Source organism: Streptomyces sp. NPDC030995 (genome assembly GCF_055571215.1).
On the sequence record NZ_JBVIFS010000002.1, the window covers coordinates 540,388 to 557,111 of the forward strand.

Genomic DNA, 16,724 nt, shown 5'->3' on the forward strand with positions numbered 1-16,724 from the left:
GACGAGGGAAGGCAAGAAGATCGACACGGTGTGGTCGGGAACATGGGTCGCGGACCGCCTGGGAGTCCGGCTGGAGGACGCCGAGGAGACGGCCGGCGGCCCGCCGCTGACCGAACTCCTCGGGCTGGCCCTGCGGCGCAACCCCAAGCGGGCGCACCTGCTGGTCTCGCAGGTGCTCGGCAAGCACGTCCCGCAGTCCCCGCAGACGGTGTACGCCGCCGGGTACGGGCTCGGCGAACGCGTGCGGGCACTGCTCGGCGACGACGCGGCCGCCTCGGCGGTGGTCCTGGGCTACGCCGAGACCGCCACCGGGCTCGGCCACTGCGTGGCCGACGGCCTGGGCCCCGCCCCCTACCTGCACTCCACCCGCCGGCCCGTGCCGGGCCTCCGGCCCGCCGGCGGCTTCGAGGAGGCCCACTCGCACGCCACCTCGCACCTGCTGCTGCCGGAGGACCCGACGCTGCTCGCGGGCAGCGGCCCGCTCGTCCTCGTCGACGACGAGTTCTCCACCGGCAACACGGTCCTCAACACCATCCGCGACCTGCACGCCCGCCACCCCCGCTCGCACTACGTGGTCGTCGCCCTCGTCGACATGCGCTCCCCGGCCGACCGCGACCGGCTCACCGCCTTCGCCGCCGAAATCGGCGCCCGCGTGGACCTCATAGCCCTGGCCTCGGGCACGGTCTCCCTCCCGGAGGGCGTCCTGGCCAAGGGCCAGGCCCTGGTGGAAGAACACGAGGCACCAATCCAGCCCACAGCCGGGCCTATCCAGCCTCTCCGGCGTTTGAGGAGCGGGGTCCGGGGCGGAGCCCCGGCAGACGGCCTGCAGCCGATCACGCGCGTCGCCCTCGACTGGCCCGCTGAGATACCCGACGGCGGCCGCCACGGCTTCACCCCCGCCCACCGAGCGGCGCTGGAGGCCGCCCTCCCCACCCTCACCGCCCAGCTCGCGGCAGCGGCCGGCGCCCAGCCAGGACGCGTCCTCGTACTCGGCAACGAAGAGCTGATGTACGCGCCGCTGCGCCTCGCGAAGGCCCTGGAGGAGACCGGCGCGGCCGCCGAGGTCCGCTTCTCGACCACCACCCGCTCGCCGGTGCTCGCCGTGGACGACCCCGGCTACGCCATCCGCACCCGGCTCGTCTTCCCGGCCCACGACGCCCCGGCCGACGGCCCCGGCGACCGGTACGCCTACAACGTCGCCGGCGCCGGCTTCGACACCGTCATCGCCGTCGTCGACTCGGCCGGCGACACCCCCGAACTCCACAGCGGGCTCCTCGACGCCCTCGCCCCGCACACCGGCCGCGTGGTGCTGGCCGTCGTCCCGTCGTACGTACCCGAGCGGCAGGAGCCGATCATGCCCGAGCCCCTGCGCGGCCCCGCCTTCTCCTCGTACGCTCCCGAGGACGTCGGCTGGCTGCTCCAGGACTTCTCCGGCGTCGAGCTGGAGGCCCCGACCGAGGAGCGCGAGGAGGCCATCCAGGCCGGCGGCGCGCACTACGCCGAGTCCCTGCCCGTCGAATACCAGCCGTCCCCGCAGTACCAGGAGCTCTACCGGAGCGCACTGACCGCCTCCGCCGCCCGCATGGCCCGCGCCGTCGGCACGGTCACCGAGACCGTCCTCGCCGAGCGCTCCCCGTCCCCGGTCCTGGTCTCCCTGGCCCGCGCCGGCACCCCCGTGGGCGTCCTGATGCGCCGCTGGGCCCGGGCCCGGCACGGCCTGGACCTCCCGCACTACGCCGTGTCCATCGTGCGCGGCCGCGGCATCGACGCCAACGCCCTGCGCTGGCTCGCCGCCCATCACGACCCGGCCGACATCGTCTTCGTCGACGGCTGGACGGGCAAGGGCGCCATCACCCGCGAGCTCCGCGAGGCCCTCGCGGAGTACGACGGCTTCAACCCGGAGATCGTGGTCCTCGCCGACCCGGGCTCGTGCGTGGAGACGTACGGCACCCGCGAGGACTTCCTGATCCCCTCCGCCTGTCTCAATTCCACCGTGTCCGGTCTCATCTCGCGTACGGTTCTGAGGTCCGACCTGGTCGGACCCGCCGACTTCCACGGCGCGAAGTTCTACCGCGAGCTCGCCGGAGCCGACGTCTCCGTCGCATTCGTCGACACCGTCGCCGCCCACTTCGACGAGGTGGCGGACGCCGTCGACGAAGAGGTCAAGGAGCTGCTCGCGGCCGACCGCACACCGACCTGGGAGGGCTGGGCGGCGGTCGAGCGGATCAGCGAGGAGTACGGCATCCACGACGTGAACCTCGTCAAGCCCGGCGTCGGCGAGACCACCCGCGTACTGCTGCGCCGGGTGCCGTGGAAGATCCTGGCGCAGCGTGGCGCCGGGGCCGACCTGGACCACGTACGACTGCTCGCCGAGCAGCGCGGGGTCCCGGTGGAAGAAGTCGACGGGCTCCCCTACACGTGCGTAGGGCTCATCCACCCCCGATTCACGCGCGGCGCCACCGGCGCCGACGGAAAGGCTGTGGCCTCGAAGTGACTGTCCTCGTAGCCAGTGATCTCGACCGTACGCTCATCTACTCGACGGCCGCCCTCGGTCTGACCATGCCCGACCCGGAGGCCCCGCGGCTGCTGTGCGTCGAGGTCCACGAGAGCAAGCCGCTGTCCTACATGACGGAGACGGCGGCCGGACTGCTGGCGGCGCTCACCGAGGACCCCGCGGCCGTCTTCGTCCCCACCACCACCCGCACCCGCAAGCAGTACCAGCGGATCCGCTTCCCCGGCCGCCCGGCCCCGTACGCGATCTGCGCGAACGGCGGCCAGCTGCTGGTCGACGGGGTGCCCGACCGGGACTGGCGGCGTGCGGTGGCGGGGCGGCTCGCGGAGGAGTGCGCCCCGCTGGAGGAGGTCCACCAGCACCTGCTGGCCGCGGCCGACCCGCAGTGGCTGCGCAAGGCGCGGGTGGCGGAGGACCTGTTCGCGTACCTCGTCGTCGAGCGGGCCCTGGTCCCCGACGAGTGGCTCAAGGCGCTGACCGAGTGGGCCGAGGCCTGCGGCTGGACGGTCTCGCTCCAGGGCCGGAAGATCTACGCCGTCCCGCGCCCGCTCACCAAGAGCGCGGCGATGCACGAGGTGGCCCGGCGTACGGGAGCGACCACGACCCTCGCCGCCGGCGACTCGCTGCTGGACGCGGACCTGCTGCTGGCGGCGGACGCGGGCTGGCGCCCGGGCCACGGCGAACTGGCCGACGCGGCCTGGACGGCGCCGACGGTGACGGCCCTGACGACGGCGGGCGTCCTGGCAGGTGAGGAAATCGTCCGCGAATTCGGCCGGTCGGTTGCGAGACTGACGGCATGACCAAGGGCAACAGCACCAAGATCACGGACGAGCTCTACCGGTACATGCTCGACCACAACCCCCCGCTGGACGCGATCCAGCGGGGGCTCGTGGCGACGACGTACGCCAAGTTCCCGGACGTCGCCGGGATGCAGTCGGCGGAGGAGCAGGGGCCGCTGCTGGCCTTCCTCGTCCGGCTGACCGGCGCGCGCCACATCGTCGAAGTCGGCACTTTCACCGGCTTCTCCTCCCTGTCGATGGCCCAGGCGCTGCCCGCGGACGGCCGCCTCATCGCCTGCGACGTATCCGAGGAGTGGACGGCGTACGGCCGCGAGGCCTGGGAGGCGGCGGGCGTCGCGGACCGCATCGAGCTGCGCATCGCACCGGCCCTGGACACCCTGCGGGCGATGCCGGCCGAACCGCACATCGACATGGCCTACGTGGACGCGGACAAGGAGAACCAGATCGCCTACTGGGAGGAGCTCGTGCCGCGGCTGCGTCCGGGCGGCCTGATCGTCACGGACAACACGCTGTTCCACGGCACGGTCCTCGACGAGTCCGCCACGGGCTCGGCGGCGGGCGTCCGCGCCTTCAACGATCACGTCTCGGCGGACCCGCGCATGGAGTCGGTCCTGCTGGCGATCTCGGACGGCCTCACCCTGTCCCGCAAGCGCTAGCGCTGGGGCTGGGGCCAGCGCGAGGGTGGCGGGGGGCCTTTCAGCCGCAGCCACCTCCACCGCAGCAGCCCCCGCCGCCGCCCATGGCCGCCGGCGCGGGGGCACTGCTGGTGCCGCCCACGGCGACGGCGGACAGCAGCTTGACGGTGTCGGCGTGCCCGGCGGGGCAGTCGGCGGGGGCGGAGGACTCGGCCATGGGACGGCTGACCTCAAAGGTGTCGTCACAGGTCCGGCAGCGGAATTCGTATCGAGGCATGCGCACAGGTTAGGCGGTGTCCGGCCGGCCTGGCACGGTCCGCGGTGCCACCCGCCGCTCCCGTGCCGCCCGGTCGGGGTGGCGGGCCTGCCAGTACGGATTGTCGTGCGGCAAGGCGCTGCCCACCCGCCCGTACATCCCGAACCACATCAGCATCACGCCGACGACGAAGCTGAACAGCACGTTCTGGATGTGGAAGGCCAGGAAGTTGAAATCGCTGTCCAGCAGGGCGAGATTGACGAACCCGCTCAGGATGAACGCCACCCCGAGCACGATGTTCACGGTGGAGGCGAAGGTTCCGCCGATCACCATCCCGACGAACAGCAGCGCACCGATACAGATCGACAGGACACTCAGCGCGCCGTTGGTGTTCAGTGCGAGCACCGTGTCGCCGCCGGTGTCGAAGAACCCGATCCGGTCGATGAGCCCCAGGACGCCGAAGACGACCAGCAGCAGCCCGGTCAGGCCGGCGCCGACCCGGTAGACCTTGCTGAGCTTGTGATCGGTGGGCAGGTGCTCGTCGAGGCGGGCATTGACGGGATGCAGCACGCGCTGCACGTATCGGTGGGAGACGTGCGGTGCGGGGGGCGCAGAGGGCTCATGGGGCATGTACGGCGCATAGTGCTCGTGGGGCTCGGTGCACCCGTAGAGCGCATGAGGCACGTAAGCCTCGTGCGGTACAGGAGGCACCGGAGCTGCGCGGCGCGCACGCGGCCTGTGGAAGATCCTGGACGTGTGGGACGTGTGGGACGCGTGGGCAGCCATACCGCCCTCCTCTGCTCCGCTCCGGGAACTCCGTTCCCGCAACCTCCAGCATCCGCCGATGCCCACCCCCGGACAACTCCAGACAATCCCGAATAACTCCAACGACTCCGACCGGCTCCGGCCTCACCCGACGGCTCGCTGCCCCCGGATGTCCGCCACCACCTGGGCCACTGCCACCCGTACCTCCTCCATCTCCTGGAGGAAATGCCAGTAGTCGGGATGCCGTCCCTCCAACCCCGCCAGCGCCCGGCCCACCCGCGCCACGGCCTCGTCCAGCGGCCGCGCATGCCGCGGATCGGGCACACTGCGGCCCGCCATCGCCAGGCGCTGCGCATCCCGGATCGCGAACCGGGTCCGGTCCACCTCCGCCTGCGGATCCCGCGCCACCGCCTCCAGCCGCGTCAGCCGGTCCTGCGCCGCCGACACCGCCTCGTCCGTGGCCTCCAGCGACCCGCGGACGGCCTCGATCAGCGTCCCCACGTCGGCCCAGCGCTGCTCGTCCCGCGCCCGGCCGGCCTCGAACAGCCGGTCCTCGGCCTCCGCGACATCCCGTACGGCCTGGTCCGGCACGTGCTGCAGGTCCTGCCAGCACGCGGCCGCGAACCTCCTGCGCAGCTCGCTCAGCACCGGATCCACCCGGTCCGCCCGGTTGCGCAACGCCTGCGCGCGCGTACGCAGACTCACCAGCCGCCGGTCGATCTCCGCCGCCCGCTCCGGCAGCCGCGCCGCCTCGGCCCGTATCGCCTCTGCGTCACGCAGGATCCGGTCGGCGCGCTGCACGGTCTCCTGCACCCCGTGCTGGCCCGCGCCCTGGTTCAGCTTGGTCAGCTCCGGCCCCAGCGCGGCCAGCCGCGCCGCCAGATCATCGGCCCGGATCCCCTTGGCCCGTACGGCGTCCAGCGCGTCACTGGCTCCGATCAGCGCGGCCCTGGCCCGCTCCCGGGCCGGCGCGACCCGCGCGAGCTGCGTCTCGGCCTTGTCGAGCAGCGGCTGCAGCCCCTGCGCGAACCGCTCCAGCTCCCCCTTGACCCGCACCAGCTCATCGCGCGCCCGGGTCAGCTGCTCGCGAGCCCGCGCGGCGACGGCCCCGTCCAACTCGGGCCGGTCCAGGTCGTGCGCGTCCACCGCCTCGATGTACCGATGGCTGACCTCGTCGATCCGCCGCCCCAGCGCGGCGAACCCCTCGCTCGCCTGCCGCCCCGCCGGAGACCCGTCCGCCGCGGCGATGGTCTCGATGGAGATCCGCAGATCCCGCTGCGCCGTATCCAGCTCGTAGAACGCGGCGGCGGCAGCATCCTTCGCCGCCTGCGCATCCGCCCGCCGACTCTCGTCCCGCCCGCCGAACCACCGCCGGGATGCCGTCGTCACAATCCCTCTCCCGTGCCGCGTCCGCAATGCCCCGGTCCATTGTCCCCCACGGGAACGGGTTTGCGTGGGGGGTGTGCCCGCCATGTAGGCTGTCCACTCATCCACGGGTGCGTAGCTCAGGGGTAGAGCGCTGCTCTTACAAAGCAGATGTCGGCGGTTCGAAACCGTCCGCGCCCACCAGCGAGAAGGCCCCCGACCAGCAATGGTCGGGGGCCTTTTGCATCCACAACTGACATCAACGGGAGCGGTCAGGCACGGCCCGGCCGCTGCCTGAGCAGTCGGTCCATGTGCCCGATCGCCTCGCGCTGCGTGTCCTGCACGACATGGGCGTAGACGTTCATGGTCACGGCGATTTGCGAGTGCCCGAGGATCTCCATCACGACTCGGGGTGGCACGCCAGCGGCGGTCAGCAGGGTGGCGGTCCCATGGCGAGCATCATGCAGCCGAATGACCCTGAGACCGGCGTCCTTGGCCACGCGGGTGAAGGACCGGTAGACGTTTCGCGGCTCGATGGGCCGCCCGGTCCGGGTGGTGAACACGTACCCGGTTTCCTGCCAGGTGTCCCCGGCCTTGGCCCGCGCGTCAGCCTGCTTCATCCGCTGCCACCGCAGGGGAGCGACGCAGATCCCGGGCAGGGGGAGGGTCTGCCGGCGCCGCCGCCCCTTGGGATCGTCCTCGTAGGCCTCGCCACCAACGCGCTGACGCTGAGTCCGCACCCGGATCTCGCGCTTCTCCAGGTCCACGTTCTCCCACCGGAGACCGACGATCTCACCTCGACGGAAGCCGAGCGCGATCGCCAGCACGAAGGCGGCATACAGCGGGTCTTTGCGGCCGGCAGCGAGGAAGTCCAAAGTCTCCTGGAGGCTCCAAGGTGAGAGGTCCCGCGCCTCAACCCTCGGCGGCTCGACCAGCGTTGCCACGTTGCGAGTCACCAGCTCCTCCCGGACGGCCGCGGCGAGAGCGGTCCGCAGAACCCGATGCGACTCCTTGGCGGTCGCGGCGCTGGTCTTCTTCTGCAGCTGCACGAGAACCTTCCGGACATCACCCACGCTCAGCGATTCGAGCCGCTTGGACCCGAGCAGCGGCACGAGGTACAGCCGGACGTGCACCTCGTACTTGGCGTGGGTAGTGCGCTTGCGGTGAGGCTTGACGATGTTGTCGAGCCAGTAGGGCAGCCACTCGGACAGCTTGGCGGACCGCGTGGGCACGGGCACGCCCTGGTCCACCTTGGCGAGCAGGTCCCGTCGCTTCACGTCACACTCGGCCCAGGTCTTGCCGTAGGCGAACTTTCGGGCACGGGTGCCGTCGGGCTGGAGGACGTAGACGGCGGCCTGGAAACGGCCGTCCTTGCGCTGGGTGATGGTTCCCGCGCCGTTCGGATTGCGCTTGCGCGGGGTGGCCATCAGGCAGCCTCCTCGATCTCGTGGTCGATGAACTCCCGGACGGCGTCAGCGGGGATGCGGCGGGCCCGGCCGATGGTGATGGACACGAGCCGCCGCGACCGGATCAGGTCGTAGACGGTTGAGCGCCCGAGCTTGAGCCGCTCCATAACCTCGGGCACGGTCAGCAGTTCGGCGGTGGCGGTGGTCATGACGCGGCTCCCTCCAGGGCGAGTTGGTCGTGCAGGCCTTCTCTGGCCGTTTGACGGTTGAGCTGGATACCGCGGGCGATCGTGGCGGCGAGGACAGACTCCCCCGGGCTGTGGCCGTGACCGGCGTACTGCCAGGAGGCGAGGACGAGCACGCTGTCCGGTTCGAGGTCGTCGAGGCCGCGGGCTTCGCGCTCCTGGGCAGCGCGGTAGTCGGCGCGGGTCTGACGGAGCGCGCCGAGGGTCGTGGAGTACCGCCGGGACTTGGTCGAGAAGTGCCCCCGGAAGCCGAGCATGTGCGACCAGGCCGCTAGGCGGCGGTCCGGGTAGAGCGGATCGAGGTCGAGGCAGGCCCCGATCAGGCGGGCGGTGTGGTCGGGCACGTCGAGGAGGACCAGGGCCTCGCGGTTGCCGATGCGGCGGTCGAGCGTGCCTGTGTTCTCAGCGGCCTTGGTCGCGTACTTGGCAACGTATGAGGCGACGGCCTGTTCGGTGATGTCGGAGCCGTCGCCGAAGGCCTTGATGGGTCGTACGTCGAGCTGCGTGCCCCATCGGAAAGTGCGAGCGGGTTGGTCGGGGGCGGCGGGGACCGTCACCGATGTGTACGTGTGGGCTACGGCGGCCCGGATCGAGCGGTTAAGGAGTTCGGTGCTAGCCCAGTACGGCGGAGGGCTAGACGGTCCGGCGGGTCCGTCGATGCGGATCACGGCGTGGAAGTGGATGGCGCCGCGCTTCTGGAACTCGGCGACCTTGCCGAAGGAGATCCGGGCCTCCTCCTTCAGGTCGCGTTGGGTCAGTCCGGCGTAGGCGGCGATCTCGCGGCGCAGGCGGGTGGTGAAGCGCTGCCAGAGCTGTCCGGCGTGGTTGTTGAAGAGGACGGCGGCGGCGTAGTCGTAAGTGGCCGGGTCGAGGGCGGTGCCGAGTTCGGCGTCTTGCTCTTGATGGTGCTTGCCGCAGCGGCAGGGACGGCCGGCGCGGCGGTTGTGGACTGGGCCGAAGGAGGGTGCGGTGAGTGTGGCGAAGACGCGGGGGTGTTCGCGGACGGTGGCGGGGATGTCGCGGCGGTCGTCTCCGGCGAGCCCGGCCCGGATCAGGTGGTACGTGTCCCCGGCGTAGGTCCAGGCGCATGCGGGGCAGCGGGACGCGCGGCGGTTGCCGCAGGCGATGCGGAGGCGGGCGCCGGGTTCCTTCTCGGTGGAGTAGCGGTGCAGGATCTCACCGGACGTCTTGTCCTTGGCGACGGTCCAGCCAGTGACGTGGATCGGGTCGGAGCAGCCGCCCGTACGGCGGATCTGGTCCTCCCAGCGGGCGTAACCGGGAGCCCCGGCCACCTTCAGCATGTCGCCGAGGAGGCCGGGGTCCAGGTCCGCGAGGGTCGCGGGGTTGATCACGCGGTCACCGTCCGGCGAGGGCGGATGAAGCGGCGGTTGCCGGTGCCGTGGCAGGCCGGGCAGTGGGCGGTGATAGTGCGCAGGGCGCCGGTACGGTCGCGGCCGCCGAGGGTGATCTTCACGGCGGGGAAGCCGTCGCAGTCGGGGCAGACCTGGGCGGGCGTGACGGTGGGCTGGGCCATGATGGTGCTTCCTTCCGGTTCGTTGGATCGGGCAGGAGCGCGGCGCCGGGACGGCGGAAACTTGGCGGTTGAGGCCGTCCCGGGGCCGGTCAACGGCTCTTGAACTCCTGGCGCAGGGCGCGGACGAGGAAGAGCAGGACGACGCCGCTGATGGACAGGGCGACCGCGGTAACCGCGACGGCCAGGAGCAGTGAGACGGCGACGGAGGCCAGGGCGAGGACTCCGGCGACTCCGCCGGCGGCGAGGGCGAGCGCGGTTCCGGGCGAGTTCTGGACCAGGCCGGTGAGGGCGTTCGGGGACTTCGCGGGGACCGGGGCGGGGGCCAAGTCGGAGTGCTCGACGGGCGCCGGGGTCGGGCGGATGGTTGCCGGGGTGTAGGTGTCGGGGCTGGGGTACTTGGGCTTGAACATGGCCGTTCTCCTTCCGGGGCGGGTTACTTGTTGATCGCGGTGTCGATGGCCGGGGCGAGGAAGCTGTCCGCGAGGAGGAAGCCGCCGAGGAGGATCACGGCGACGAGCCACCAGGGCGGGCGGATGAGCTTCACGCCGAGGACACCGACGGCGAGGAGGGCGAACCAGAGCGGGACGTCCATGGCGTTGGCCTTTCGGGTCAGCTGACGCGGCAGCGGTGGGAGCGGGCGGCGAGCTGGGCGGCTGTCGAGGAGCTGTAGTCGGAGGACCAGCCGCAGCCGTCGGTGGTGCAGACGGCGGCGTCCTTGTTGCGGCCGTGGCGGTCGCGGTAGGTGCCGATCTGGACGGGGCCGATCTTCATGAGCGAGCGGAAGTTGATCCGGGCGGGCATGGGATCTCCTGTCAGGCGAGCAGGGCGGCGATGGCCTCGGCCATCGGGGACGGGACGCCGAGCCGGGCGCGTAGGGTCTCGGTGTCGATGTCCGAGCCGGTACGGGTGCGGTGGTCGGCGGCGATCTTCTGGGCGTGGGCGACGAGCGCGGGCGGAGCGGTGACCGCAGGCGCGTCAGCGGGCGGTGCCGGGGGCGGGGCGGGCAGAGCCGGGATTGGGTCGGCCTGTACGCCGGGTTCCGTCTCCCGCTCGACCACGGGTTGGGGCGCCGAGGCAGGCTCCGGATCCGGCTGATGGGGCGACGTAGGCCGGTGGACCAGGAGCGTCCCGCCGAGGAAGGCGAGCGCGGGCCAACCAGCGACGAGGATCCGGAGCCAGTCCGGGACGTCGCCCAGGTCGAGAAGGCCGGCGGTCGCGACGTTCGCGCCGAGCGAGGCGGCGAGGGCGACCGCGAACCAAGACCAGGCTGACCGTGAGGGCTGCCCCGCGTCCCGCAGGGTGCGCAGCCGGTGCCAGGCGGCGACGAGGAGCAGATCCACGCTGACCGGGTAGGCCCAGGCCTTCCAGCCGTCCTGTCCGGCGGCTTCGGCGAGGTCGTGAAGGTGGGCGAAGGAGAGGGCTCCGGCGATGACAGCCTGGACGAGGACGGCGTCGGGGCGGACCAGGCGAGTCATGGTCACCTCCTTTCAGGCATGGGGTGGGTAGGGACCTGGCGCGAAGAAGGCCGCGCCGACCGGGTGGGGCAGGTGATCAGAAGGCGGGTGCCGAAGCAGCCTTGGGCTGGTGGATGGTGCCGATGAAGACGCGAGCGGGGAGCGCGGGCCGGAAGGGCTCCAGCTCCGGGATCTCCGGGGTGCGGTGCGCGTGGGCGTTGCAGATGTCCACGGCCCGCCGCAGCGTCGTGTGTGGGGCACGGATGCGGGACCAGCCGCCGGAGGAGTCACCGGCCACTGCGGTGCCGGGGCGGTCCTTGTCGATCTGGACGGCGGCAAGGACGGCGTCCGGGGAGATGTCCCCGAAAGCCATGTTCGCCGAGGTCTCGTCGTTGACGCGGTGGGCGGTGCGGCCGGTGAGCTGGGCGCGGAGCATGGTGATGCCCTTGCCGAGTTCGGAGCCGAAGCGTTGGCCGCAGATCTCCAGGTGAATGCCCGCGGCGCGGCCGAGCTGAGCGAGGCGGACAAGATCCGTCACGATCTGGTCCCGCCGGATCTCCTCTGCCTTGTTCGCGGCGAGGGCGAGTTCCGCGACCTCGTCCACGAGCAGCACAACGGGGACGGGGCGAAGGTGCGCGGGCAGGTCCCAGATGTCGGCGGTGATCTCGGCATCTGGCAGGTCGACGCTGATGCGCTGCTCGGCGCGGATGACCTCGTAAACCCTGCCCATGTACTGGACGAGGGCGGACAGCAGTTCGGCCGCGATGGCGGGATTGTCGGCAAGGGCGGTGAACCGCCGTGCCAGGGGCGAGAGTTCCACCCCGTTCTTACAGTCGATGCCGACGAGCGCGACCCTCTGCGGCGCCAGCCCAGCCACCAAGGTGCGCTGGTACACAGACTTCCCCGACTTGGTCGCCCCGACGTTCAGGGCATGTGGGACCTGCCGGTAGTCCCGGTGATGAACTTCCCCGTCCTCCCGCAGGGCCACGGGAACCCGCAGCACCTCGGTGGGCGGATTCGCTGGCATCCGTACCCGCTTGAGTACGTCGTATCCGGTCATCCGCAGCTCGACGACGCCGGAGCGGATCTCCCGCGAGACGACGTTGTGCAGAGTGAAGGAGTGTCGTAGCCGGTCGGAGGAGGCGGAGAAGTCGAACGGGTCCTGTCCGGGCCGGAGTTTCAGCCGTAGGACCAGGCCGGTCGAGGTGGGCCGCAGCCGCAGGATGCGCGGCGAACGGGCCTGGGGTACGGGCCGGTTGGCGACCCGGGCGAGTGCCAGCCGCCAGCGGGAGGGCGGGACGGTGAGTCCGCAGGCGTCCATCACCGAGCGGTAGCGGACCAGCACCCGGATGGTCGCGAAGGTGACCCCGAAGGTCATCCAGTACCAGGTGGGCCGCAGCCAGCGCAGTACGAGCGCGACCGCGAGGACCACCAGCAGCGTGACCCATAAGGCGTCCACGGTCAGCTGGCCTTCGCAAGCGAGGTGACGGCGACAGCGCGGAAGCTGATCCCGTGGCGCTTCTGACCGTTGAACTCATTCTCCCACGGACGGGCGACCAGGCCGGTCAGCGCGACCGGGGTACCCATGGCCAGCTCGCCGGAGATGTCAGGCTCCGCCACGGTCACGGAGATGACCTCGGCGTTGCCGTTCATCACGAACAGCACGTCGACGGTCATGAGGTTGCTGCCGCTCTCGTTGTCGACGGCGACCTGACCGGTCTTCTTGTCGCGCATCTTGAGCTGCGGGGGCTGGGCGACCATCACGGTCGCGCCGGTGGTGTCGACGGGAATCTGACGCACAGCAGATCACTCCTCTATAGAGGTCCGACTCCGTTACTCATGTATATGAGTGACATGAAGAAGAGTGCCTGCCTCCTATACATGAGTCAACCCGCTACGAAGAGAAACTCGCAGCGGGCTGTGGGGAGTTGAGCGGACGTCAGTCGCGCGCAGGGATCCGGTACTCGAAGACGAACTGGTCAGCGGCCATGAGGGTGTCGCAGACCTCCACCACTCGGCCTTCCTCCGTGACCGCGTTGCGCAGCAGATGGACCACCGGGGCGCCGGGGCTCAACGACAGCTCGGTTGCTTCGGCCTTGGCGGCCGGCCGAGCTTGGAGCGTCTCCACGAACTCGGCGAACACGTGACCGTGATCCTCCAGGCGTGCGTAGATGCCGCCAGGACCGGGATTCTCGGCGAACAGCTCCGGGATGTCCTTCACCACGTCCCACGGCAGGTACGAGCTGGCCGTCTCGACCGGGGTCCCGTTCCGGAAGTACAGCCGACGCCGGGCCAGCACCTGAGTCCCCGCGGCGACACCGAGCCGTTCGGCAATCTCCTCCGGCGCTTCCAGGGGCCCGATGAACAGCACGCTCACCTTCGCCTCGGCCCCAGACTGAGCGGACTCTGCGAGGTACGCCGCCCTACCCTCCTGCCGGTGCGTACGCCGAAAACGGTCCGAGGACCGGTGCCGTACCGGCGGCCGGGCCTTCACGATCGAACCCTTGCCGTGCCGCGTCTCCACCAGGCCGCTCGCGCGGACCTCCACCATGGCTTTACGGATCGTCCCGCCCGCGACGCCGTAGCGCTCCACGAGCTCGGACTCACTCGGCACCATGTCGCCAGGGCCCAGCACCCCGGCCCGGATCTGCTGAACGATGTCGTCGGCGATCTGCACGTACCGAGGTACGGCCCTGCCACCTCCTACTGCGGTTCCCATAGTCCTTCTCTTCCTCCTATGCTCCTGTACATGAGTACGGGTTCCCCGCAGGACAAGTCAACGCCACTGCACTCCGTGTCCGTAGCCGGGGCAGTGCTGCGCGAGGACGGCCGACTCCTGGCAATCCGTCGCGCGGACAACGGGACTTGGGAACTGCCGGGCGGAGTCCTCGAACTCACCGAGTCCCCGGAGGCCGGCGTCCGCCGCGAGGTCCTGGAAGAAACCGGCATCGAGGTCGAGGTAGACGAGCTCACCGGGGTCTACAAGAACACGACCCGCGGCATCGTCGCCCTGGTCTTCCGCTGCAAGCCGTCTGGCGGCACCGAGCGCACCTCAGCGGAATCGACTGCGGTTGCCTGGCTCACTCCGGAAGAGGTCTCCGAGCAGATGTCCGAGGTCTTCGCGATCCGCCTCCTGGACGCCCTGGACGACGCAGGCCCCCACGTCCGCAGCCATAACGGCCGCCGCCTTCTCAGGGCATCAGCATGACGGCCTCACCCCAGAAGAGAACCGCACCCAGACCGCTGAGCGAGCTGCGCGACGTCTACGACTTCCTGGATGAAGTACGACTGCGGCCAAGTATGTTCCTGCGCCGATCTTCTCTCCTGGACCTCCAGTCGATCCTGTACGGGTACCGCGTCGCCTCGGAGATACACGGCGCTCTGAGCATGACGGACTTCGAACACTTCGGACCCTTCAGCGAGTGGCTGTGGCCTCGACTCGGCATGCGACACGCCAGCGCGCTGGGCTGGGCGGTGGAGATCGAGCGGGCAGCCGAAGCGGCGGGCACACCGGCCGTAGACCTGTTCTTCGAGCTCCTCGACGAGTTCCGCGCCGAGCCGGTGCGGTAAGAGTTTCCCTACTTCATCAAGGCACCCGCCGCGCACAGCGCGGCGCGCGCGGCCCGTCGCCCGGGCCTGCGCTCCTGTCTCCGCCCCGCTCCAGCCCGGCCGCCGACCGCACGCCTCTCGGCTTTGGGTTGATGGGGAGGACCCCCCGGTGGCTTGGGCGGCGTGTTCGGCTCACGTCAGAACGATGCCTCCGGCGGGGGCGCTCCGACTCCGGGATGGACGGGGCGCCGTACGCGGGTGCAGGTATGTCGTGGTGAGCGTGGGGAGGCTCCCATCCCGTCTGCCATCGACCCAGGCCAAGCCGAGCAGACGCGGGTCCTGGCGTCCAGGTCGTTCGTACAGTGGCGCGCTCCACCTGGACGCCAGGACCCGCGCCCGCTCCACATACGTGTGGGTCGACGGCAGACGGGATGGGAGCCGGGGCGAGTTGTGGGTTGGGGCAGGGAATCATGACCCGCGTCAATACCCCGCTGTCACAGCGGGGTGGCTACAGCCACAAGATCAGGACGACGGTCACGATGAGCACCAGGAAGGGGCCAGCAATCGCCTTCCGAAGCTCCCGCTCACCCTTGCCGGGGAACATCGGGTCGTCGCCCTCATCGGTAAACGGCGCCGACGATCCACCCTTCCCTGTCAGAATGTCGCTCGCATCCCGAACTAGCGCAGCAGCCGCCTTCACATCACCATTTTGCTTCAACATCGCGTCGAGTTTCGACATCATCTCCGGTGACGAGACTGCCAGGCGTCGCACCTGCTGTTTAGTTTCCGCATCGATTGCGGAATTATTTATAATTGTCTGGAAGACTTGCCCGTTGTTGTTTTGAATGTATTGGTCAATCGCGAGAAGTCTGCTCACGCACTCCTCCCCCACATGTCGTGTTGCTCACCAACGAGGGCGCGTTGTCCAAATTCAAACGAAAGGCCGACGTGCACTCACCTTTCGTCTTGGACTGACCGAGCGGTCCGGCCAAAATCAAGGCCACTAGCACAGCGGCCACGGCCGAGACTGCCGCTACGCCGATCCTCGCAAAAGGATTCAGCGCCTGCCCTACAGTCTTGATCAAGGTTGGCCACCTGTGCGTGACCCACAGGAGCAGCGCCACCCCAACTAGTCCCGATACAAGGACCCTATCTCCCATGAAATCGGCGACGTATTCGTCAGAGGAGAGCTGAACCAAGCGACCCAAGAACCATCCAGCGGCAGGAAGCGCCTCGGGAAATTGGTCACCAATAAGCTGAAGACCGAAAAGGGTAACCAAGGCAGCGAAGGTTAACCCTAAAACACCTTGAGCAAGTCCGAGTAGTCCACCGGAATTAAAGAACTTCACCGCTTACCGTCTCGGTAATTGGTTTGGGACACCGTGCCATTGTTCGTGCCGATGATCTGACCGGAGTGAGGGGCATTAATGGTGACGCCATCCGAAGGTGCGGCAGTGGCGCCGGGCGCCGTGTTCGCGGCATTGCCCAGCTGCGCGTCGCCGGCAGGGGGCAATTGGTCGGCAACGCTGCCGGTCGAGCGTGAGCGCGCCCACCGCACTGCGACAACAGCAGCGCCGAGGGTGCACACACCGCCGATGAGAGCGGCGATAATCTCGGTCATAATGTTCCCCCTAAGAATCCGCTACAGGCCATCAGCAAGACTCTGCTGACAAGGAAGGGGTGAGGGTCGCGTCGGTTCCCCGAGGCAGGCATGGAGCTGCACATGGCTCCGCCAAGGCCAGTACGGGCTACCGCAGTTGCCGCGATCCCCTCCAACTTGCCCCCCTTCAAGTCTTCTGATTTTGGCACACCGTTCCAGCCCTGGTCAGAGAATCAGACTAGGTTGCGTCGCGCTCAGCGTCGGCTGTGCGCAACCCCCGAGGCGACGCCGCGTTCAGGGCGGAACACGAAACGCCCTCCCGGGCCGTGGTGGGGCCGTGGGAGGGCGCTCAGTAGTGACCAACGCTGACAACTAGCGACAGCGCAGCCGCTGGTCAATGCGTTGGTCGGTTGCTCAGCCGCAGGTCAGCGCGGCGGGGCGTCAGTTGTGCGGGTGCAGGTTGAGGGGCTAGGGCCCATGTGTTGGGCACGGTGGGGTGGAGGTGCGGACCGTGGTCAGGTCCAGGCCGCGGGTTGGGGTGTCGATGTGGTGGCTGCCGGTCGGCACCGCTGTCCTGATCCCGAGGGCAGCACGGTTCTGGGA

21 protein-coding genes and 1 tRNA gene are annotated in these 16,724 nt (G+C 69.8%); 6 read left to right on the forward strand and 16 right to left on the reverse strand.

Annotation, left to right across the window (positions count from 1 at the left end; genetic code table 11):
* Positions 1 to 19: 19 nt before the first annotated feature.
* From ACZ45T_RS06065 to ACZ45T_RS06075, 3 genes are read left to right on the forward strand one after another with little or no spacing between them, the layout of a single operon-like run.
* The gene (locus tag ACZ45T_RS06065) at positions 20 to 2,494 is read left to right on the forward strand and encodes a phosphoribosyltransferase (protein ID WP_468438028.1); all 2,475 of its coding nucleotides are present in this window, start codon (positions 20 to 22) and stop codon (positions 2,492 to 2,494) included.
* Positions 2,491 to 3,312 (forward strand): HAD family hydrolase, encoded by an 822-nt coding sequence (locus ACZ45T_RS06070; protein ID WP_468437927.1) that lies wholly within the window; start codon positions 2,491 to 2,493, stop codon positions 3,310 to 3,312. The genes ACZ45T_RS06065 and ACZ45T_RS06070 overlap by 4 nt, the downstream gene beginning before the upstream one ends.
* A complete protein-coding gene (locus tag ACZ45T_RS06075) occupies positions 3,309 to 3,968 on the forward strand; it encodes an O-methyltransferase (protein ID WP_468437929.1) in 660 nt (219 codons plus the stop codon). Before ACZ45T_RS06070 ends, ACZ45T_RS06075 begins: the two co-directional genes overlap by 4 nt.
* A gap of 40 nt (positions 3,969 to 4,008) precedes the next feature.
* Here ACZ45T_RS06075 and ACZ45T_RS06080 read toward each other — a convergent pair whose 3' ends face one another.
* The 3 genes from ACZ45T_RS06080 to ACZ45T_RS06090 form a co-directional block, all read right to left on the reverse strand.
* Entirely contained in the window at positions 4,009 to 4,224 is a 216-nt protein-coding gene (locus tag ACZ45T_RS06080) for an FmdB family zinc ribbon protein (RefSeq protein WP_468437931.1), read from the reverse strand.
* A gap of 9 nt (positions 4,225 to 4,233) precedes the next feature.
* A complete protein-coding gene (locus ACZ45T_RS06085; RefSeq protein ID WP_468437933.1) occupies positions 4,234 to 4,773 on the reverse strand; it encodes a DUF4383 domain-containing protein in 540 nt (179 codons plus the stop codon).
* A gap of 339 nt (positions 4,774 to 5,112) precedes the next feature.
* A complete protein-coding gene (locus ACZ45T_RS06090; protein WP_468437935.1) occupies positions 5,113 to 6,357 on the reverse strand; it encodes a hypothetical protein in 1,245 nt (414 codons plus the stop codon).
* 105 nt (positions 6,358 to 6,462) lie between these two features.
* Between ACZ45T_RS06090 and ACZ45T_RS06095 the strand changes: the two genes are divergently transcribed.
* Positions 6,463 to 6,537, forward strand: a tRNA-Val gene (locus ACZ45T_RS06095).
* 68 nt (positions 6,538 to 6,605) lie between these two features.
* On the opposite strand, the gene ACZ45T_RS06100 is transcribed toward ACZ45T_RS06095, so the two are convergent.
* The 11 genes from ACZ45T_RS06100 to ACZ45T_RS06150 form a co-directional block, all read right to left on the reverse strand.
* Positions 6,606 to 7,760, reverse strand: a complete 1,155-nt coding sequence (locus ACZ45T_RS06100; protein WP_468437937.1) for a tyrosine-type recombinase/integrase — start codon at positions 7,758 to 7,760, stop codon at positions 6,606 to 6,608.
* Positions 7,760 to 7,948, reverse strand: a complete 189-nt coding sequence (locus ACZ45T_RS06105; protein WP_266838835.1) for a helix-turn-helix domain-containing protein — start codon at positions 7,946 to 7,948, stop codon at positions 7,760 to 7,762. The genes ACZ45T_RS06100 and ACZ45T_RS06105 overlap by 1 nt, the downstream gene beginning before the upstream one ends.
* Entirely contained in the window at positions 7,945 to 9,336 is a 1,392-nt protein-coding gene (repSA, locus tag ACZ45T_RS06110) for a replication initiator protein RepSA (protein ID WP_468437940.1), read from the reverse strand. Before repSA ends, ACZ45T_RS06105 begins: the two co-directional genes overlap by 4 nt.
* Positions 9,333 to 9,518, reverse strand: coding sequence for a hypothetical protein (locus ACZ45T_RS06115; RefSeq protein ID WP_468437942.1), 186 nt, complete (start codon positions 9,516 to 9,518; stop codon positions 9,333 to 9,335). The genes repSA and ACZ45T_RS06115 overlap by 4 nt, the downstream gene beginning before the upstream one ends.
* 89 nt (positions 9,519 to 9,607) lie before the next feature.
* Positions 9,608 to 9,928, reverse strand: coding sequence for a SpdD protein (locus tag ACZ45T_RS06120; protein WP_468437944.1), 321 nt, complete (start codon positions 9,926 to 9,928; stop codon positions 9,608 to 9,610).
* Between the two features lie 23 nt (positions 9,929 to 9,951).
* On the reverse strand, positions 9,952 to 10,110 hold the full coding sequence (locus tag ACZ45T_RS06125; protein WP_107084747.1) for a hypothetical protein: 159 nt from the start codon (positions 10,108 to 10,110) through the stop codon (positions 9,952 to 9,954).
* A 17-nt stretch (positions 10,111 to 10,127) separates the two neighbouring features.
* Positions 10,128 to 10,319 (reverse strand): mobile element transfer protein, encoded by a 192-nt coding sequence (locus tag ACZ45T_RS06130; RefSeq protein WP_189963986.1) that lies wholly within the window; start codon positions 10,317 to 10,319, stop codon positions 10,128 to 10,130.
* Between the two features lie 11 nt (positions 10,320 to 10,330).
* Entirely contained in the window at positions 10,331 to 10,993 is a 663-nt protein-coding gene (locus tag ACZ45T_RS06135) for a DUF2637 domain-containing protein (RefSeq protein WP_468437947.1), read from the reverse strand.
* A gap of 76 nt (positions 10,994 to 11,069) precedes the next feature.
* Entirely contained in the window at positions 11,070 to 12,431 is a 1,362-nt protein-coding gene (locus ACZ45T_RS06140) for an FtsK/SpoIIIE domain-containing protein (protein ID WP_468437949.1), read from the reverse strand.
* 2 nt (positions 12,432 to 12,433) lie between these two features.
* Positions 12,434 to 12,772 carry an SCO3933 family regulatory protein gene (locus ACZ45T_RS06145; protein WP_468437951.1) on the reverse strand — a complete coding sequence of 113 codons (339 nt, stop codon included), beginning with the start codon at positions 12,770 to 12,772 and terminating at the stop codon, positions 12,434 to 12,436.
* Between the two features lie 139 nt (positions 12,773 to 12,911).
* Complete coding sequence (locus ACZ45T_RS06150) at positions 12,912 to 13,691, reverse strand: GntR family transcriptional regulator (protein WP_468437953.1); 780 nt, start codon at positions 13,689 to 13,691, stop codon at positions 12,912 to 12,914.
* Positions 13,692 to 13,709: 18 nt separating this feature from the next.
* On the opposite strand from ACZ45T_RS06150, the gene ACZ45T_RS06155 reads away from it, so the two are divergent.
* On the forward strand, positions 13,710 to 14,180 hold the full coding sequence (locus ACZ45T_RS06155) for an NUDIX hydrolase (protein WP_468437955.1): 471 nt from the start codon (positions 13,710 to 13,712) through the stop codon (positions 14,178 to 14,180).
* Positions 14,177 to 14,542: a hypothetical protein gene (locus ACZ45T_RS06160; protein ID WP_468437957.1), complete on the forward strand. Its 366-nt coding sequence runs from the start codon at positions 14,177 to 14,179 to the stop codon at positions 14,540 to 14,542. The genes ACZ45T_RS06155 and ACZ45T_RS06160 overlap by 4 nt, the downstream gene beginning before the upstream one ends.
* A 487-nt stretch (positions 14,543 to 15,029) precedes the next feature.
* Here the strand turns inward: ACZ45T_RS06160 and ACZ45T_RS06165 are convergent, their stop codons facing one another.
* Both ACZ45T_RS06165 and ACZ45T_RS06170 read right to left on the reverse strand, forming a co-directional pair.
* On the reverse strand, positions 15,030 to 15,398 hold the full coding sequence (locus tag ACZ45T_RS06165; protein WP_468437959.1) for a hypothetical protein: 369 nt from the start codon (positions 15,396 to 15,398) through the stop codon (positions 15,030 to 15,032).
* Between the two features lie 468 nt (positions 15,399 to 15,866).
* Positions 15,867 to 16,142, reverse strand: coding sequence for a hypothetical protein (locus tag ACZ45T_RS06170; protein ID WP_468437961.1), 276 nt, complete (start codon positions 16,140 to 16,142; stop codon positions 15,867 to 15,869).
* Positions 16,143 to 16,724 lie beyond the last annotated feature (582 nt).